The organism is Azoarcus sp. Soil_N_20, assembly GCF_057656155.1.
In genome coordinates, this window is the sequence record NZ_JBDGKX010000019.1 from 15,894 (window position 1) to 34,281 (window position 18,388).

Genomic DNA, 18,388 nt, shown 5'->3' on the forward strand with positions numbered 1-18,388 from the left:
GGAACCGAAGCGACGGTTGGCGCGGATGACCTTTTGCAGGACGTCGCGGGCAAGTGAAGGCAGCCGGGCATTGCACCCGGCGCCGAGCTTTTCTGCCGGACGAGCGACTCCCGCGCCCTATCGAACGGGCTTTTCGTTCAACATCCCCCGACCTTCAAGGAACGCCAGGATCTCGTCAGCCGCGGCTTCGGCCGTCAGGCTGGTGGTATCCACACGGATCTCGGCGCGCTCCGGCGGCTCGTAGGGAGAGTCGATACCGGTGAAGTTGTTCAGCTCGCCCCGACGCGCCTTTTTGTACAGGCCCTTGGGATCGCGCTCCTCGGCCACGACCAGCGGCGTGTCGACGTAGATCTCGACGAACTCGCCGTCTTCGAGGAGCCCTCGCGCCATCTGTCGCTCCGCCCTGAACGGCGAAATGAACGCGGTCAGCACAATCAGCCCCGCATCCGCCATCAGCCTTGCCACCTCGGCCACGCGGCGGATGTTCTCAACCCGATCCACATCGGTGAAGCCCAGATCCTTGTTCAGCCCATGGCGGACATTGTCGCCATCCAGCAGATAGGTATGCCGTCCCCGCGCCAACAACTTCTTCTCCAGCACGTTGGCGATGGCGGACTTGCCCGCCCCCGACAACCCGGTAAACCAGAGCACGCAACTGCTCTGCCCCTTTTGCGCGGCACGCGCACGCTTGTCCACGTCGAGATGCTGCCTATGAATGTTGTGCGCGCGGCGCAAGGCAAAGTGCAGCATCCCGGCACCGACGGTGCTGTTGCTCAGGCGATCGATGAGGATGAAGCCACCGGTATCTCGATTCTCGACATAGGGGTCAAAAGCGATCTGGCGGTCGAGACTCAGGTTACAGACGCCGATCGCATTGAGCACGAGCTTCTTGGCGGCGATGTGCTCCAGGGTGTTCACGTTCACCTGATACTTGATATCCGTGATCGTGGCGCTCACCGTCCTGGCGCCAATCTTCAGCAGATACGGCCGCCCCGGCAACATCGGCTCTTCATGCATCCACACCACCGCAGCCTCGAACTGGTCCGCCACCTCCGCCGATGCATCGACGGTGGAAATGACGTCTCCGCGCGAAATATCGACCTCGTCGGTCAGCGTCAATGTGATCGACTGGCCAGCTACCGCCATCGGCAAGTCGCCATCGCGGGTCACGATACGCGCCACCGTGCTCTCGCGACCGGACGGCTGAACGCGAATGCGGTCACCCGGTCGGACAAGCCCACCTGCCACTGCCCCGGCGAAACCCCGAAAATCCAGATTCGGCCGATTGACCCATTGCACCGGCATGCGCAATGGCTTCCGCTGCATGCGGTTGTCGTCAATCTCCACCGACTCGAGGTAGCCCATCAGCGTCGTGCCGTGATACCAGGGCATCTGGACGCTGGGCTCGATGATGTTGTCGCCCTTGAACGCGGACAGCGGAACATAGGTGACGTTCTCCAGCCCGATCTGGGCGGCGAAGCTACGGTAGTCCTCGACGATCGAGCGAAAAGTCTTCTCGGCGTAATCCACCAGGTCCATCTTGTTGATGGCAACGACAACCTGGCGAATCCCGATCAGCGACGCCAGGTAGCTGTGCCGCCGCGTCTGGGTCAGGACACCCTTGCGGGCATCGACCATCAGCACCGCCACATCCGCAGTGGACGCGCCCGTAATCATGTTGCGGGTGTATTGTTCGTGCCCCGGTGTGTCGGCAACAATGAACTTGCGCTTGTCTGTTGAGAAAAAACGATAGGCAACGTCGATCGTGATGCCCTGCTCGCGCTCTGCAGCCAGACCATCCACCAGCAACGCGGAATCGATCGCATCCCCCTGTGTACCCCATTTTCTGGAGTCCGCCTCAACGGCCGCGAGGTGATCCTCAAACAGCATTTTTGACTCAAACAGCAGGCGACCGATCAGCGTGCTCTTACCATCGTCCACGCTACCGCAGGTAATGAAGCGCAGTAGGCTCTTGCGTTCATGTGCACGCAGATACTCGTCGATATCGGTCGCGATAAGCTCGGATACATGTGCCATCAGAAGTACCCCTCCTGTTTTTTCTTTTCCATTGACGCCGCCGAATCATGGTCGATGACCCGCCCTTGGCGCTCGGAAGTTCGGGTCAGCAGCATTTCCTGGATGATTGCCGGCAGGGTATCCGCCTCGGACTCCACTGCACCGGTCAATGGATAACACCCCAGGGTGCGGAACCGCACCTTGCGCATCATGGGCTCCTCACCCGGCCTGAGTGGCATCCTCTCGTCATCGACCATGATCAAGGCGCCGTCGCGCAGCACCACCGGGCGCAATGCCGAGTAGTAGAGCGGCACGATCGGCACCTTCTCCAAGTGGATGTACTGCCAGATATCGAGTTCAGTCCAGTTCGACAGCGGAAACACCCGTATCGACTCCCCCTTGTGCTTGCGTGTGTTGTACAGCTTCCAGAGTTCCGGGCGTTGGCACTTGGGATCCCAGCGATGCTGCGTGGAGCGGAACGAAAACACACGCTCCTTTGCCCGTGACTTCTCCTCGTCACGTCGTGCGCCGCCAAATGCGGCATCGAAACCGTATTTCTCGAGGGCCTGCTTGAGCCCCTCGGTCTTCATGATGTCCGTGTGGATCGCCGAACCATGGACAAATGGGTTGATGCCCTTGGCCAGACCATCTGGATTGATGTGCACCAGCAGCTCGAACCCCAGCTCATTCACCATGCGTTCGCGAAACGCATACATGTCGTGAAACTTCCAGCCGGTATCCACATGCAACAAGGGGAAGGGTGGCTTGGCCGGGTAGAAGGCCTTCATCGCCAGGTGCAGCATCACCGCGCTGTCCTTGCCGATCGAATACAGCATCACCGGATTGTCCGCCTCAGCGACAACCTCGCGCATGATATGGATGCTTTCGGCTTCAAGTCGCTGCAGGTGGGTCAAAGTCATTTTGAATCTCGGTCTAAGGAGCTGGACCCGAGGCCGACGCCCACGCAACAGCGCCACATACCCCAAGCCGCAAAGCCCCGTTTGCTCTCAGAGAGGAACTGGTTCCCGAAAGCGTGCCATTAAACAGGCTTTCGACCACATCGAATACAAGAGTAATCGCTGGAGGCTGCTCGGCTTCGGCACCTTCTGCCTGACCCGCTGCCATGTGTGACCGGGACTGCGTCTCGTGCTGTGTAGTGCGCTGCGAGGAGGCGCGCTACGAATGCGTGATGGACTCGACGCCGATCGCCGCTCCCGACGACCAGGGCTCGAAGACGAGCGCGCAGGGCGATCCGGAAATGGGGCCGATGCCGATCCAGTACTTCACCGACTGCCAGAGGGCGCAGGTCCGGCTGCTGCTGAACGCGGCGCCCGGCGCGCCGGCGTTCATCATCTCGCTCGTCGTCTACGGCGTGCATCCTCACGCCATCTTCAACCTCGACTTCGCGCCGGCGCAGCCGGTCGGCGTCAACGTCGCGACGCCGGCCGCGATCGTTCCCGGGCGCAGCACGCCGGTCGCCGGCGCCAACAATCCGTACATGTTCTACGCCGTCGCCCCGAATTGAGGACACTGGGGTTGTGGCCGGTGACTTCCTCGGCGGTGTACCCGGTGAGCAGGGTAAAGCTCGGAGTGACACCGATGATGCGGCCAAAGGGGTCGGTGATGACGATGCCTTCGCGCGCGTTCTCGAACACGCTGGCCGACAGCCGCAGGCGTTCTTCCTTGGCGCGCAGGGTGGCCTGCAACTGGTTGAAGCCGTCGATCAGCGTGCCGATCTTGTCCGCGCGGACCACCGGCAAGGGCGCCAGTGGCGGGCTGCCCTGCGTCATCGCGCGCAGGGCGCGCGCGCTGCGCGCCAGCGCTTCGTACAGCCGCCGCCCATCCACATGGCGACGACATGGCGACGGTAACGCCCAGCAGGACCGCGGCGATGCCGAGATCCTGCGACTTCCCCGTCGCGCCGCGCCTTGCGCAGTTTCTCGCCTGTGGGCTCTTCGGCTTTTTTCGGAGGACATGATGCCCCTCGTCCATGGTGCGCCGCGGCTAAAGGATCACGGCTATGCAATTGTGGCGGGGGCGGGAGCAGGGCGCCGCCGCCGATGCGAAGCCGATGCCGCGGAGTCGAAGCGGGGCGGCGACGTTCGGAAAATCTTATTGGCATTTCGCTGCCCTGCAACCCATAATGGGCCGAGAGGGGTGTCTGACATGGCTACAGCGAGCGAGCAGGCTGCAAGGATTCTCATCGTCGACGACGAGGCGGCCCAGTTGCAGGCCCTGTGCAACACGCTGCGCGACCACGGCTACGAGACGGCCGGCTGCAACTCAGGCAACGCGGCCCTGGCAGCCCTGCGGGAGGGGAGTTTCGATCTCCTGCTCACCGATCTGATGATGCCCGAGATGGACGGCATCGCCTTGCTGCAGGCCGCGCGCGCAATCCAGGCGGATCTGGCCGGCATCGTCATGACCGGCGAAGGCACGATCGCGACCGCGGTCGAAGCCATGAAGGAAGGCGCCGTCGACTACATCCTCAAGCCGTTCAAGTTGAGCGCCATCCTGCCGGTGCTGGCCCGCGCCCTGGCGATGCGGCAGCTGCGCATGGAGAACGCCCTGCTCGAGCAGCGCCTGCGCAGCCGGGCGGCCGAGCTCGAAATCGCCAACAGGGAGCTCGAGGCCGCAAACAAGGAGCTCGAGGCCTTCGCCTATTCGGTGTCCCACGACCTGCGCTCGCCTCTGCGCGCGATCAACGCGTACTCCCACGTGATCGAGGAGCGGCTGGGCGACAAGCTCGATGAGCTCAGCCAGCGAATGTTCGAGGTCATGCGCGACGGCAGCCGCCGGATGGGGATATTGATCGACGACATCCTGGAGTTTTCCAGGCTCGGGCGCCAGGCCATGACGCTGGGGAAGGTGGACATGACCACCGTCGTGCATGAAGCGTGGGCGGAGATGAGCGGCGGTACGCCGATGGAAGCAGTGAACCTCTCCGTACCGGACCTCCCGTCCGCCTGGGGCGATCGGGCCCTGCTGAAGCAGGTCTGGATCAACCTGCTCTCCAACGCCGTGAAGTACAGCGGCAAGGCTGAGCGCCCCGAGATCCACGTAGGCGGCGAGGAAAGCGAGGCGGAGGTCGTTTATCTCGTTCGCGACAACGGCGTCGGCTTCGACATGGAGTACTACGACAAGCTGTTCGAGGTCTTCCAACGCCTGCATTCCGCCGCCAGTTTCCCGGGTAGCGGCGTGGGCCTGGCCATCGCGCATCGGGTGGTCACGCGCCACGGCGGCCGGATCTGGGCTGAAGGCAAGGTGAATGTGGGCGCGACTTTCTCCTTCAGCCTGCCCCGGCAAAGGGGGGGCCGGGTGAGCCGCGCACATGCCGGTGAGCCGGAAGCGCGCCCGCCGGTCGAACGTGTCGATCCGATTCGTCCGGAGGCCGAGCGGTCGGCGTCCGAGAGCAAGAGATCGTTCTGCTGACGAGAGGGCCAAGGGAGACATGTCCGTCATCAACATATCGAAAATCGATCGTTGGCAGGAGGCGCGGCAGAGGGCCTTCAAGTCGGTGCCCGCAACGGGAAAGACCATCACCTATCTCGGCAAGACGTTCCTAGTGTACAGGAACACCTTTTGGCCCTTCAGGGACAGCCAGCCGCTGGTCAGAAGTCTGCGGGTCGAGAAGGGCGAAAGCGTGCTGGACGTGGGAACGGGCTCAGGGGTCATCGCTGTGTTCGCCTGCTACCAGGGCGCGGAAAGGGTGGTTGCGGTGGATATCAACCCAGCGGCGATCAGGAGCGCCACATGCAACGCGAAGCTGCACGGCTTCGATCGGATCATGGAGCTCAGGCGCTCGAACCTCTTCGAAGGCGTCAAAGGAGAGCAGTTCGACGTGATCACCGCGAACCTGCCCTTCAGAAACAAGCCGGCGCACGATCTCGTCGCCCGGTCCCAGTGGGATACCGACTTCAAGACCAACAGGCGGTTCTTCAGGGAGGTCGGGCGACATCTCAAGCAGGACGGCCGAATCTACTTTGCCCAGTCGAGCTTCGGTCATATGCAGGAAATCCGGCGACTTGCCAGGGTGGCCGGCTTTTCGATCCGGGTGGTCGGAAGCGCGCTCGAAGGCACGAACGGGGCAAAGCGTTTCTTTGCGTGCGTCCTTCGCCGGGCGCCGCGATCCACGCCGGCATGACGGATCTGATACGGGCGATCAATGCCCTCCGCGACGTGCCCCGATCGGACCTGGGCCCGCGGGTCAAGAGGGTGGCCGTCATCCTGACGAGTCCCAGGTCGGGGTCGAGCCTGGTGAAGAGCGTTCTGGCCGCTCACCCGGATATCGCATCGATGGATGGCGAGATCGAGCCGTTCCTGGCCTTGACGGAAAACGGCTTCGGCTACAACTCGGACAGCGATGCGATCCGCATGGTGTCGAACAAGGGCGCTTTGGCGGACAACGTCCTGGACGATCTGACCGTGCCCTCGGACACGCTCCCGCCGCCGGACGAGTTCAGGGCGCGATGGGAGAGGAGGCTGCTGCTGCAGTTTCCGGGCGTGTTCGCCGAGGCCGGCCGGCATGCCGACCTTGCCCGGTCGCTCGTTCGGGTGGTGGAGGACATGGCGGTGCTTCGCGATTGGGACGAAAGGGCGCTGCAGGCGCTGGTCCTTTCCAGGGTCTTCAGGAACGACCCGTGGAGGATCCACTATTACGACGGCTACCTGGATTCCTGCGCCAATGTCCTCTTCAGAGAGCCTGTGAAGATCGAGGAGCCCCCCTTCGTCGTGCCACGGATCAAAGGAAGGCGGTTCGCGGCGGACGACGCCGAGACCAAGACCCTGCTCTTCAAGGCCCCGCCCGACGTGTACCGGATCGGGATGTACGAGCAGCTCTTTCCCCATGCCGACGTGAAATACATCCATCTCACCAGGGGCTACGCGCAATCCGTCAACGGGCTCATCGACGGATGGCTCAGCCCGATGGGGTTCTTCTCCCACAAAGTGGGACATGCCGGTCGCCTGGACATCAAGGGCTACTCCGATCTCGTCGGCTTCGGCAGGGAGTGGTGGAAGTTCGACCTGCCGCCCAACTGGCGCGCATTCACCCGCACAGACCTGGACGAGGTCTGTCTCAATCAGTGGATGTCGGCCCACGACGCGATTCTCGCCAGCGGCGTACAGGCCTTGCGAGTCGGTTTCGAGGGATTCCTGCTGGACCCTTCGGGCGCGACGAGGAGGATGACCGACTATCTCGGCCTGGGGAAGATGAACGTGCCCCCGGTGCTCCCGGCGGTCATGGCGATCGCGCCGCCGCGAGCGGGGCGCTGGAGAAGGCGCAGCCAGCTGCTCAGGCTTGGGGAGCGGACGGAGGTCAGGGACATGATGCGATCGCTCCAGTACGACCTGGACCCCAGAACATGGCTATAGACAAGTACCGTAAGCTGATCGTGCCGTTTCTCATGGGGCAGCGGCGGGACGGGCTTTGCCGGATCGGGGAGATCGACGCCGATGAGTGGGAGACGCTGCAGGTTCCCGGCTTCGAGGAGACGAGAATCACGGATCCCAACGAGCAGCTGCGGCGAATGGGTGGCATCTATTCACGCCTCTCCGATGCAATCGGCGAGATTGCAGTCGAGGGCTCGGTGCCGGTCAGCCTGGCGGGGGATTGCGTGTCGTCGCTCGGTGTGCTCGGCGGACTGGAAAAAGCCGGGAAGCGGCCCCAGCGCATCCTCTGGCTCGATGCCCATGGGGATTTCCATGTCTGGGGAACGACCCAGACCCAGTACATCGGGGGAATGGCGCTGGCCTTGCTCGTGGGGCGGGCCGACCGGCGCAGGGGAGAGCGGGATGTGGTGTCGTCCTTCAGGGCTGCGATCGGGTGCGATCCCTATCCGGAAGAAAGAGTGCTCTTGTCCGACGCGCGGGATCTCGATCCCGGCGAAAAGGAGGCGCTCCGGGCCTCGAGGGTGATCACATGCCCCATTGCGGACGTCCCCGCGCGTCTGGAGCCGGATCAGAGCCTCTATCTTCATTGGGACACCGACGTGCTGGATGCGGAAGCCGAGATGCCCGCACTCAAGTACCACGTCAAGCGCGGACCTTCCCGCGCGGAGATCGGCGCGCTCTTCCGGTCGCTCCGCGACGCGAATATCGTGGCCGTCTCCGTCTCGGCGTGGCACGAGGAGAAGGATTTTGACAACCGGACCGCGACCGCCTGTCTGGAGTTGCTCCGGGAGCTGGGCTTGGGCATGGGCGGTTCTTGAGCTTGCAGTGTGGCGTGGGTGAGCTGACCGAGGGAGCGTGATGATGACGTCGAAAGCGACAGAGCCCGAAGATCGAAGGATTTCGAAGCGCGTGCTGGCCGGCCTGGTCGTGGTGGCCGCAGCGCTTCTGGCGACGGCGTACGTGTGGCGCACGCAGGCCTCCCGGTCGGTGGCGCCGCTCCAGCACGTAAGGATCGCCAACACGGCCTACGCCGGCACCTGCCCGGTGCTCGTGGCCCGGGAGCAGGGCTACTTCAAGGACGAGGGGCTGAACGCCACGCTGCAGTCCTACACCACCGGCAAAGCTGCATTGGATGCGACGCTGCACGGGGCGGCCGACCTGGGGACGTCGGCCGAGCTTCCGATCGTGTTCGCGGCGACGAAGGGGCTGCCCGTGAGCGTCATCGCCACCATATCCGCGGCGGAGCAGGATTACGGAATCGTGGGCAGGCGGGATCGCGGCCTCGCCGTGCCGGCCAGCCTCAAGGGCATGCGCATTGGCGTCACGCTCAATACGTCCGGCCAATTCGTGCTCGACGCATTCCTCAACCGTCAGCGGCTGTCGTCGGACGACGTGGAGATGCGCGATCTCAAGCCCGAGGAGCTCGCCGGGGCGATGGCGGAAGGGCAGATCGATGCGGCGTCCACCTGGGAGCCTTACCTGCGCGAGCTACGCGAGCAGCTCGGCGAGAACGCGGCGACCTTCTCGGTCGGAGAAGTCTACGACTCGCTGTACAGCATCAGTGGAACGCGGGACTACGTGGCCAGCCACCCCGAGATCGTTGAGAAGGTCCTGCGAGCCTTGGTCCGCGGCGCACAGTACTGCAGGCAGAGGCCGGGAGAGGCGAGCGACATCGTTGCCGAGAGCCTCCAGACCGATGCAGCCAGGCTTAAGGATCTGTGGTCGTCATATCGATTCGCCGTCAGCCTCGACCAGGGTCTGCTGCTCGCCCTGGAGGACCAGACGCGATGGGCGATCAAGAACAAGCTGACCGAAGGAGCCGGCATGCCGAACTATCTGGATCACCTCTATCTCGAGGGTTTGCAGGCCGTGGCACCGGCCTCGCTCACCGTGATCCATTGAGACCGTCAGGATGAATATCTCGACGCGGTTGAAGGTTGCCGGAACGTTCTCTGCGGGCGTCGTCGTGGCGATCGTCGTCATCCTGTTGTGGACGACGCAGCAGGTGAAGCAGGGGCTCGCCGAGAACGAGGTCGCCGCCGACGTGCTGAGCGCCGTCACCGCCATCAGGTATCTGACGCTGGAGCACGTGCTGCGCCACGAGGAGCGTGCCCAGGCCCAGTGGCGGCTCCGGCACGCCTCGCTGTCGAACCTGCTTGCGCGCACGACCGAGTTCTCCGGCACCGAAGAGCAGGAAATCGTGAGCGGACTGCGCGAGCTCAACGAGGAGATCGGCGACTTGTTCCCCCTGCTCGTGACGACTCACCAGGAACGGGAGGCCGACGCGAGGCTCGGCCCGGTGCTGGAGGAGCTGGAGGCGCGGCTGACTGGCCAGATCACGAACAAGACTCAGGCCATGATCGCAGGGGCGCTGAACCTGTCCGAGCGCAGTCGCGTGGGCGTTCTCGCGGCGCAGCAGCGGGCCGGCGTCGCCATTGCCGCGTTTGGCGGCGGCGTCGTGCTGATCGTCGCTGCGACCCTGTATCTGGCATTCCGGAGCATCGCGCGCCCGCTTGTGAGGCTGCGCGACGGCACCGCCATCGTTGGCGCGGGTGCGCTGGATTTCCGGCTCAACATCAGCACGAGGGACGAGATCGGGGATCTCGCCCGAGCGTTCGACGCCATGACCGAAAGGCTCAAGGGGACGACGGTCTCGCGGGACGAGCTGGTCAAGGCCAACGCGATATTGCAGGCCGAGATCCTCGTGCGCCAGCAAACCGAAAGAAAGGTCCAGGCGAACCTCGAGCGCCTCAGCCTGCTGCATCAGATCACGCGGGCAATCGGTGAACGCCAGGATCTGCACAGCATCTTTCAGGTAGTGGTGCGCAGCGTCGAGGACCAGTTGCCTGTCGATTTCTGCTGCGTATGCCTCTATGACGCGGTCAGGAACCTCCTTACCGTCGCCGCTGTCGGCGAACGAAGCGGAGCGCTCGTGGAGGTGCTCGCCATGCCGGAGTACGCACGGGTCCCGGTGGACCAGAACGGTCTGTCGCGCTGCGTCCGTGGGGAGCTCGTCTATGAGCCGGACATCGGCACGTCGGCGTTTCCTTTTCCGCAGCGGTTGGCGCGCGGCGGGTTGAATGCCCTGGTTGTGGCGCCGCTTGTCGTGGAAAGCCAGGTTTTCGGCGTCCTCGTGGCCGCCCGGCGCGAGCCGTGCAGCTTCGTGAGCGGTGAATGCGAGTTCCTGAACCATTTGTGCGGACATGTCGCGCTCGCCTCCCATCAGGCGCAGCTCCACGGCGCTCTGCAGCAGGCCTACGATGATCTGCGGCAGACCCAGCAGGCCGTGATGCAGCAGGAGCGTTTGCGGGCCCTCGGCCAGATGGCGAGCGGCATTGCCCACGACATCAACAACGCGATGTCCCCCGTGGCGCTCTATGTGGAGTCGTTGCTGGAGCGGGAGCCAAATCTGAGCGCACGCAGCCGCGACTACCTCACCACCATCCAGCGCGCCGTGGACGACGTGGCCCAGACGGTGGCACGCATGCGCGAGTTCTACCGGCCGCGCGAGTCGGACTCGATGCTCGTCACGACCCAACTCAACGTCCTTGCGCAGCAGGTCATCGACCTCACCCGCGCCCGCTGGAGCGACATGCCCCAGCGGCGGGGCGTCGTGATCGCGATGCAGACCGACTTCATGCCCGACCTTCCAGCCATCGCCAGCAGCCAGGCCGAGATACGGGAAGCGCTCATCAACCTCGTCTTCAACGCCGTCGACGCCATGCCGGAAGGGGGCTCCCTCACGCTGCGGACGACGACGAGACATTCCGCGGGCCATCAGCGGGTCTGCCTCGAAGTCATCGACACGGGGAGCGGCATGGACGAGGCCACGCGCATCCGCTGCCTGGAGCCGTTCTTCACCACCAAAGGGGAGCGCGGAACGGGCCTGGGCCTGGCGATGGTCTATGGGGTTGCCCAGCGCCACAGCGCGGATCTCGAGATCGAGAGCACCGTGGGGCAGGGGACCACCATCCGTTTCAGCTTCCCGGTGCCAGCCGTGGTCCGCGACACCGCAGGGCCGGAGGAAGCCCACGTCATGCCCGCGCGCCAGCGGATTCTCATCGTCGATGACGATCCGTTGCTGCTCAAGTCGCTGCGCGATACGCTGGAGGCGGACGGCCACGCGGTCTCCCAGGCGAACGGCGGGCAGGTCGGTATCGACGCCTTTCGCACGGCGCAAGGGGATGGCGAGACATACGACGTGGTGATCACCGATCTCGGCATGCCGAACGTGGACGGACGCAGGGTCGCCGAAGGCATCAAGACCTTGTCGCCCTCCACCCCGGTCATCCTTCTCACCGGCTGGGGGCAGCGGCTGGTGGCCAACGGGGACGTGCCGCCCCACGTGAACTGTGTGCTCAGCAAGCCTCCGAAGCTGCAGCAGCTGCGTTTGGCCCTGGCCCAGTACGGCCGCCCCGCGGCGTCGGAGACCTCTGCGCTCGAGCCCTGACCGGCCCGGTTCCCAGGGGCTGACGTCGGTGGACATGGTCGACGAAGCGGAGGCCGTGCTCATGGTCCTGCACCGGCTTCGCCCCCACATGCGCTCGTTCGAGATCTTCAACGCATGGACCATGATCAAGCGCGGCCGCTACCAGGATGCCTCGTACGTACTGCGCAGCTTCGACGCGGTGCCGGAAATGCGGCCGATGCCTACTTCTACCCCGACGTGATGGTGACGTGCGACGAGCGCGACCGCCACGCCGATTTCGCCATCGAACACCCCGTGCTGATCATCGAGGTGCTGTCCGCGACCACCGCCGCCTGCGACCGCGGCGCCAAGTTCGCCGCCTACCGCAAGCTCGAAAGCCTGAACGAGATCGACGGCCTGCTGCTCCCCTGGAAGGTCGATCTGGTGCTACGTCAGCACATCGACAACCCCGCTCTCCTCGGACACATCGAATGCATGAACCACCCCGCCCGAAGCACGCGTTTAGGAAAGCCTACCCGCCGCTAGGCCTTACGCCAGCACATTACGACACCGCTCGGAGTGACGGCGCTCATCAGCGCTGAAGGCTTCTCTTGCCCTGAGCCCATTCCCTGTGCGCTGATAGTTAAGCGAGGCGCAAACGCTGCCCATCGGGAACGGGCGACCCGCCATCGCGGCCAGCGCTGAATGCATTCCCATTTACATGAACGTGTATGCCAACCCACGGGCGGCCCAGTCCAACAGACGTTTATCCGCCATGCTGCGCACGCCGGAAAGACGCCCGCGGCAATCGCCACATGAACTGTCGATCTGGTCTCGCGCCGTTCGTCTACAGGGTACCAAGGTCAACTCGAAAAGGAGGAATGTCATGAGTGCGATGACGGATAGAACTGAGATTGAAGCGGTCTTTGAGCAGCTGAGGAGAGCGCACGCGGACCACGACGCGGACACGATCGCCGCATCCTATGCAGCGGATGCTGTGATCTACGACCTGGCGCCGCCGCTTGGACGCCAGGGAATGACCCGCGACAGCGTAGCGGCCTGGCTGGCCGGTTGGGAGGGGCCGATCCTGATCGATATGCGCGACGTGGTTCTCACCGTCGAGGGTGAGTTGGCGTTCTTGTCGGCGTTCTCCAGAATGCGGGGGCGCCAAGGCGGCGAAGATCAGGACATGTGGTATCGCTCGACAACATGTCTTCGGAAGGCAAGCGGGCGATGGCGAATCGTCTGCGATCACGCGTCCGTGCCTTTCTACATGGATGGCAGCTACCGGGCGGCCGTCGATCTGAAGCCATGAGGAGCAGTAGCGATGACCTGGTGCAGCCAATCCGTTTTGCAGACCGAGATCCACAACCTGATCGAGAGAGGGGTGTGGCCGGGATAAAGCCGCTTTCGCCTCCGGTGTCGGTGTCTGGTCCCGTGCCGATCGTCCCGCCTGAGAAGCGTCCTCTGGTGCCCTGGTGCAGCGCCTTCCGGCTGATGAGCGCATCAGGCATTTCAAGCGCCTGGACGCGCTCGGCGCTTTTTCGTGAGCGTCACGCTATAGCCCTGTCCTATCACTTATAGTGACTGTCACGCCAAATGCAATTGGGTATTTTCGGTGACAGTCACTATAATTTAATTGCTAGATAGGGGAACGAAATGAAAGAACTCCAGGTGGCACGTGAAGAGCTCCAGACGAGGAGACTCGATGTTCTCGGCTCTCTTGAGCTTCGCAGGACGGGGGGCAGGGTGCTTAATGACCCTTACATGAACGGATATTTGTCAGCGCTCGATTTTGCGGTGTCAGTCCTTGATCACAGGATTGATGCTGTTAGCTTTGGGGCTGATCATGGCTAAGCAGAGTGAGGACACGGTAACGGCGGAACTTCCGGTTGTTCCCGTGAAAAAGCGGGGGAGGCCGGCAACCGGTAACGCCTTGACGCCTGCAGAGCGTAAGCGCCGTCAGCGTGAACGCATCGATTCGATGGTGTGGTCTATTCCGGAGAATGGCGGACGGGCTCCGTCCGAAATGCCTTTGACTGCGCTCCTGGAAGGGCTGGCGCAAGCCGTTTCTGCCGGCGCTGCTGGTCTTGCTCGGGCTTTGGCGGATGAACTCGTGGCGCGGTCTGTGGCCAATCAAAAATACGACAGTCACGGCGTTCCGATCGGAGGGCTACCGGACAAAATGTCCGGTAGTTGTCCCAGCGCCTCGGGCGCCGGCTCAGGCACCGGCTCAGGCACCGGCCCAAGCACCGCCTTTGACTTTCCGGTTTAACTCTCCAACCTTCCCCCGTCTTTTCAGCACAGCGCGGCCGCACTTCCCGCCGTCCTTCCACACTCATCGTAAAACTGACTCCGGTTTGAAAGCCCGCCCTTCAGGGCGGTAAGCCGGGACCCCGGCCTGAAGGCCGGTTCTGGATAGTTGCTGGTGTTCTCCTTGCATTGGTTGCGGAAATCCGGCGCTCGGTGATCGAGTGACCATGGCTGCATGGTAAGGATCCGCACCCAACGCAAGGGTGACCCGGAAATTTCGAATGCGTCAGGGCGTCGCTGCAGCCGGTGGTGGCGATGAGCCCCGCCCCGCCCCGTACCGGCTGCAGCGACGCCCTGACGCCAGTCAGAACCTGGCTTCGGCCCACAGCCAGAACTTGTCGGTGTCCACCGACAAATCCTGGGCCCGGTAGGCGGCGTACTTGGCCCTCACCGAAGCTCGAGCAGATGCCGGAACTTCAGAATCGTGCTCTCGTCGGGCATCGCATCATCGGCCAGATCCACCCGGGAAAACGACGCATCGACTCGATCTCGTACAGCGCGTCCTCCACCGCCGGATCCGACAGCGCATACCATTGCTGCATGTAGTAGATCCGCAGCATCAGCGAGGCGAAGGTCGTCTGTTTCATGGCAGTGCCGCCATATATGGCTTATGCATTATACCGGCTCTGAATAGATCAGAGCTTCCCTCAACATGTTCGGCACTCCCCTTTCACGAACCAGGTCGACTCGAGGCAGCTGCGCAGGCTGGTGCGCGCGCGGTGCAGAATGACATGGCAGTTGTTGGTGGTAATGCTGACCTCAGCGCAGATTTCTGCGGTTTCGAGATCGAGCATCTCGCGCATCATGAACACGCGCGCGATCTTCTCCGGCAGGCGATCCAGGCAGGCTTCGAAGATGGCCCAGAACTGTTTGTTCTCGAAGGACTGCTCCGGCGCGGCCCACGCGGCCGGGCGCGAGTTCGTCTGCCACCGGCCGTTTTCACGGAACAGCGCATCGAGCACGGCGTCGGGGTCATCGTCGCCGTCATTGCCGAGCACGCTGCTCAGCGAAACGGTTTTCCGCCCGCGGCGCAGGATGTCGACGATCTTGTTGCGCAGGATGCCGAAGACCCAGGTCTTGAGCGTGGCATCGCCGGCGAAGCGGGCGACCCCGATCAGCGCGGCCTCGAACGCTTCCTGGACCGCATCTTCGGCCATGGCCTTGTCCCGCAGCTGGAGCCGGGCGAAGCGCAGCATGTCGTGGTGCAAACCCGCGACTATCTTCGGGTCGGTCAGTTGGCTGGCGGCACTGCCGCCTGCGCCGAGGGAACTGGCTGGATTCATGGTCATGTCCTGCGCCGAAGTTCGTTGCTCGCGGCACTGTAGCTGGACACACAGTAGGGCACCTGATAATTGAGCATCAGATGCCAGAGGTTGATTGAGTCGCCGGCCAGGATCTGGGGACTCTGATTGATCAGGTTCAATGCCGTCCCGACCACCAGCGCGACCTTGGTCGCAGCCTTGACCGCATGGCCTTTGCAAGCGGCTTCGAGCAACGAGGGCAGGGAGACCTTGCGGGCAATGCCTGATTCCGAGCGTGTCATTTTCGTCGCATGCCGTGAGTTCGAGCAGGCGGTTGCCTGCGCTGTCGTCGGTCGTTGGCACCCCAAGGATTCTTACAGCGCACTGCGCGGCCGGTCCGAAAGCCCGTGCAGCACGCCGTGTCCGGCAGTCCGGCCGCTGGCAAGGCAGCCTCTGCGGCCAATGCCACGCGCACGGGCCGCGGCGCGGCGGCGAGGCCGGCGCCGGCGCCGGCGCCCAGTGCCTGGAGCATGTTTCGTCGTCTCCACATCGTCGATCCTCCTTGCCGGCGGCGCCGGTGGCCGTGGAATCGGCTCGCGCTCAGGGCTTGCCCGTTGCACGCAGGCGCTCGACCATCGGCATCAGCTCCGCGCTGACGAACTCGGGCGTGAGCGGCCCGATGTACTTGTAGGCGATGCGCCCATCGGGGCCGATGACGAAGGTCTCGGGCACGCCGTACACCCCCCAGTCGATGCCCACCCGGCCATCGACATCCACGCCGGTGCGGGTATACGGATCGCCCCATTCGGCCAGCCAGCGCGCGGCGTCGTCGGGCTGGTCCTTGTAGTTAAGACCGTGGATGGGGACCAGCCCGCGGGCCTTCAGGTCCATCAGCACCGGATGCTCTTCGCGGCAGGCGACGCACCACGAGGCGAAGACGTTCACTAGCGACACCTCGCCCTTGCCCAGGTCGGCGCTCGATAGACCGAGCGTCCTGCCCGCGACCGGCGGCAGGTCGAAGGTCGGCACCGGCTTGCCGATGAGCGGGGAGGGCACGTCGCGCGGATTGAGGGTCAGGCCGAGGGCGAGGAGTACGACCACGGCGAGGAAAATGGCAACGGGCAGCAGTGCGCCCCACCGGCGCCCGGGCGCGGCACCGCCCACCTTCAGGGCGCGCGCATAGAGGTCGTCGTGCGTGTCGGATCTCATGGCTTGCTCGTCTGCGGCCCTTCACGGTGATCCACGCCCTGTCCCTGGCGCGCGATCGACTCCCAGCTCTTGCCGCCGTCGCGGCTCACGAAGGCGCTGCGCTTGAAGGTCGCGATGGCGTACTCGTCGCGTCGGGCGGGGTTCTGGGCGATGTAGGCGACCGCGTCATCGGCGAGTGGCGGCAAGGCCACGACGCTCGCCTGGGTGCCCTTCCAGTCCATCCGGCGCAGCGTCGGCGAACCATCGTGACCGGCGTACCACAGCCGCGTGCCGTCGAGGTCGAAGGACACCGCCAGGGTCTGGCCCGAAGCCGTGCGACGGAAACTCTCGGCCGAATCGGTGGACAGGAACAGGCCATCGCGGGTCCCGACCGCCACCACTTTCGGGTCCTCCGGATGCACCGCGACGCTCATGGGCTCGCCGGCGAGGCCGCGCCCGGCGGCTTTCGTCCACGCGAAGCCGTCGTTTACCGTGTAGTGGATGCCACCCGATTTCATCCGCGAGTTGGCACCATGGTTGAACACATACACCGCGTTGGTGGCGAAGCCGGTGGCGAGCAGGTGGAAATCGGCCTCGCCTTCGAGGCCGAGCTTCTTCCACGTCTTGCCGCCGTCATCGCTGCGGATCAGGCCGAAGGGATTGATCAGACCCGAGCCTTGCGCCGGATGGCCGCTGCTGTAGAAGCGTTCGCGGGTGGCAGAAAAACCCATGTAGTCGTGCTTGGGGCCCGGTGCCTTGGACCACTTGCCGCGTTCGTAGACGGCGAGGCCGTGATGGCTCGGAATGTAGAGGCGCGCGCCGTCGGCGCTCCAGGCGAGGCCGTGGACGTGGGTGAGCGCCACGTCGGCCCAGGCACTGCCGCCACTCAGGAACAGGAATGCGGCGAAGCCGCGAAGCATGGCCGGAGCCCGTGCCATCAAGCGTTTATTTGTCATCTCATCCTCCAGTTGCATTGAAGATGGGCAGCGACCCGTTCGCCACCCAAAAAAACGCTGCCGCGTTCATCCGATCTGCCCGAGCACGGGGAACCGCTCGAGGAGCCAGTAGCTGAGCTCCGACAACTTTCCCGTCACCATCGCCACGCCCATCGCCACCATCACGACCCCGGCGGCGACCTGCAACGGGCGCCCGGCATGGCGCAGCACCTTGAGGCGGCCGACCAGCTCGTGCATGAACACCGCGGACAGCACGAAGGGCACGCCCAGCCCCACGGCGTAGGCCGCGAGCAGCCACATGCCGCCCGACACCGAGCCCTGCATGGCGCTCGCGGTCAGGATGACGCCAAGCACCGGCCCGATGCAGGGCGTCCACCCGAAGCCGAAGGCGACCCCGAGCACCAGCGAGCTCGCCGGGTGACCGCGGGCCAGATGCGGATGGAAGCGGAGGTCCCGGTGAAACCACGAGACCTGGCGGAACAGGCCGAGCATGAACAGGCCGAAGGCGATGACGATCAGGCCGCTGACGATGTTGGCTTCGTAGCGGTAGCGCAGCAGCAGGTGTCCGAGGGCCGTGGCGCTCGCGCCCAGCGCGATGAACACCGCAGAAAAGCCGAGCACGAAATAGAGGCTCATGACCCCGGCGTTGAGCCGGGCGCGCGCGTCCATCTGGGGCGGGGCGCCGTGCAGCGATTGCCCCGCCACGTAAGAGACGTACGCGGGCACCAGCGGCAGCACGCACGGCGACAGGAAGGAGACGAGTCCGGCGGCGGCCGCACCGGCGAGTCCGAGGGTGGACGCTTCGATCATGGCAGCCTATGCTTCCGTCTTGTCATCCGGCGTCGAGCACGCGCCCGACGACAGGTGCCGGCGCT

General features: G+C 64.3%; 18 protein-coding genes and 2 pseudogenes. 11 read left to right on the forward strand and 9 right to left on the reverse strand.

Translation table 11 applies throughout. From position 1 onward, the window contains the following. Positions 1-117: 117 nt before the first annotated feature. Positions 118-2,037, reverse strand: coding sequence for a sulfate adenylyltransferase subunit CysN (cysN, locus tag AC3A35_RS24570; protein ID WP_487439172.1), 1,920 nt, complete (start codon positions 2,035-2,037; stop codon positions 118-120). Beyond that, entirely contained in the window at positions 2,037-2,936 is a 900-nt protein-coding gene (gene cysD, locus AC3A35_RS24575) for a sulfate adenylyltransferase subunit CysD (RefSeq protein ID WP_487439173.1), read from the reverse strand. The genes cysN and cysD overlap by 1 nt, the downstream gene beginning before the upstream one ends. Positions 2,937-3,205: 269 nt before the next feature. Between cysD and AC3A35_RS24580 the strand changes: the two genes are divergently transcribed. Further along, a complete protein-coding gene (locus AC3A35_RS24580; RefSeq protein WP_487439174.1) occupies positions 3,206-3,541 on the forward strand; it encodes a hypothetical protein in 336 nt (111 codons plus the stop codon). On the opposite strand, the gene AC3A35_RS24585 is transcribed toward AC3A35_RS24580, so the two are convergent. Beyond that, positions 3,444-3,671, reverse strand: a complete 228-nt coding sequence (locus AC3A35_RS24585) for a PAS domain S-box protein (protein ID WP_487439175.1) — start codon at positions 3,669-3,671, stop codon at positions 3,444-3,446. The genes AC3A35_RS24580 and AC3A35_RS24585 overlap by 98 nt on opposite strands. Here AC3A35_RS24585 and AC3A35_RS24590 point away from each other — a divergent pair. The 10 genes and pseudogenes from AC3A35_RS24590 (at position 3,640) to AC3A35_RS24635 (ending at position 14,090) form a co-directional block, all read left to right on the forward strand. Continuing rightward, positions 3,640-5,448, forward strand: a complete 1,809-nt coding sequence (locus tag AC3A35_RS24590) for a sensor histidine kinase (RefSeq protein ID WP_487439176.1) — start codon at positions 3,640-3,642, stop codon at positions 5,446-5,448. The genes AC3A35_RS24585 and AC3A35_RS24590 overlap by 32 nt on opposite strands. A 19-nt stretch (positions 5,449-5,467) precedes the next feature. Continuing rightward, positions 5,468-6,160 (forward strand): methyltransferase, encoded by a 693-nt coding sequence (locus AC3A35_RS24595; protein ID WP_487439177.1) that lies wholly within the window; start codon positions 5,468-5,470, stop codon positions 6,158-6,160. Then, positions 6,157-7,389 carry a hypothetical protein gene (locus tag AC3A35_RS24600; protein WP_487439178.1) on the forward strand — a complete coding sequence of 411 codons (1,233 nt, stop codon included), beginning with the start codon at positions 6,157-6,159 and terminating at the stop codon, positions 7,387-7,389. Before AC3A35_RS24595 ends, AC3A35_RS24600 begins: the two co-directional genes overlap by 4 nt. Next, positions 7,380-8,225 carry an arginase family protein gene (locus AC3A35_RS24605; RefSeq protein ID WP_487439179.1) on the forward strand — a complete coding sequence of 282 codons (846 nt, stop codon included), beginning with the start codon at positions 7,380-7,382 and terminating at the stop codon, positions 8,223-8,225. Before AC3A35_RS24600 ends, AC3A35_RS24605 begins: the two co-directional genes overlap by 10 nt. Positions 8,226-8,265: 40 nt before the next feature. Next, the gene (locus AC3A35_RS24610; RefSeq protein ID WP_487439180.1) at positions 8,266-9,309 is read left to right on the forward strand and encodes an ABC transporter substrate-binding protein; all 1,044 of its coding nucleotides are present in this window, start codon (positions 8,266-8,268) and stop codon (positions 9,307-9,309) included. Positions 9,310-9,319: 10 nt separating this feature from the next. Then, complete coding sequence (locus AC3A35_RS24615; RefSeq protein ID WP_487439181.1) at positions 9,320-11,857, forward strand: ATP-binding protein; 2,538 nt, start codon at positions 9,320-9,322, stop codon at positions 11,855-11,857. Positions 11,858-11,891: 34 nt separating this feature from the next. After that, positions 11,892-12,029 (forward strand): annotated as a pseudogene (locus AC3A35_RS24620) (HrpB1 family type III secretion system apparatus protein); the annotation flags it as partial. Further along, positions 11,972-12,361, forward strand: a complete 390-nt coding sequence (locus AC3A35_RS24625) for a Uma2 family endonuclease (protein WP_487439182.1) — start codon at positions 11,972-11,974, stop codon at positions 12,359-12,361. The pseudogene AC3A35_RS24620 and the gene AC3A35_RS24625, both read left to right, overlap by 58 nt. 340 nt (positions 12,362-12,701) lie before the next feature. Further along, the gene (locus tag AC3A35_RS24630) at positions 12,702-13,130 is read left to right on the forward strand and encodes a YybH family protein (protein WP_487439183.1); all 429 of its coding nucleotides are present in this window, start codon (positions 12,702-12,704) and stop codon (positions 13,128-13,130) included. 495 nt (positions 13,131-13,625) lie between these two features. Beyond that, complete coding sequence (locus AC3A35_RS24635) at positions 13,626-14,090, forward strand: hypothetical protein (protein ID WP_487439184.1); 465 nt, start codon at positions 13,626-13,628, stop codon at positions 14,088-14,090. Positions 14,091-14,524: 434 nt separating this feature from the next. On the opposite strand, the pseudogene AC3A35_RS24640 reads toward AC3A35_RS24635, so the two are convergent. The 6 genes and pseudogenes from AC3A35_RS24640 to AC3A35_RS24665 all read right to left on the reverse strand — a co-directional run. Further along, positions 14,525-14,688: pseudogene (locus tag AC3A35_RS24640) on the reverse strand (transposase); the annotation flags it as partial. An 87-nt stretch (positions 14,689-14,775) separates the two neighbouring features. Further along, on the reverse strand, positions 14,776-15,411 hold the full coding sequence (locus tag AC3A35_RS24645; RefSeq protein ID WP_487439185.1) for a sigma-70 family RNA polymerase sigma factor: 636 nt from the start codon (positions 15,409-15,411) through the stop codon (positions 14,776-14,778). Positions 15,412-15,413: 2 nt separating this feature from the next. Beyond that, positions 15,414-15,671, reverse strand: a complete 258-nt coding sequence (gene nrtS, locus AC3A35_RS24650; RefSeq protein WP_487439186.1) for a nitrate/nitrite transporter NrtS — start codon at positions 15,669-15,671, stop codon at positions 15,414-15,416. 298 nt (positions 15,672-15,969) lie between these two features. Then, positions 15,970-16,578 carry a DsbE family thiol:disulfide interchange protein gene (locus AC3A35_RS24655; protein WP_487439187.1) on the reverse strand — a complete coding sequence of 203 codons (609 nt, stop codon included), beginning with the start codon at positions 16,576-16,578 and terminating at the stop codon, positions 15,970-15,972. Then, positions 16,575-17,513: a F510_1955 family glycosylhydrolase gene (locus tag AC3A35_RS24660; RefSeq protein WP_487439188.1), complete on the reverse strand. Its 939-nt coding sequence runs from the start codon at positions 17,511-17,513 to the stop codon at positions 16,575-16,577. The genes AC3A35_RS24655 and AC3A35_RS24660 overlap by 4 nt, the downstream gene beginning before the upstream one ends. Positions 17,514-17,579: 66 nt before the next feature. Next, entirely contained in the window at positions 17,580-18,323 is a 744-nt protein-coding gene (locus AC3A35_RS24665) for a cytochrome c biogenesis CcdA family protein (protein ID WP_487439189.1), read from the reverse strand. Between the last annotated feature and the right edge of the window lie 65 nt (positions 18,324-18,388).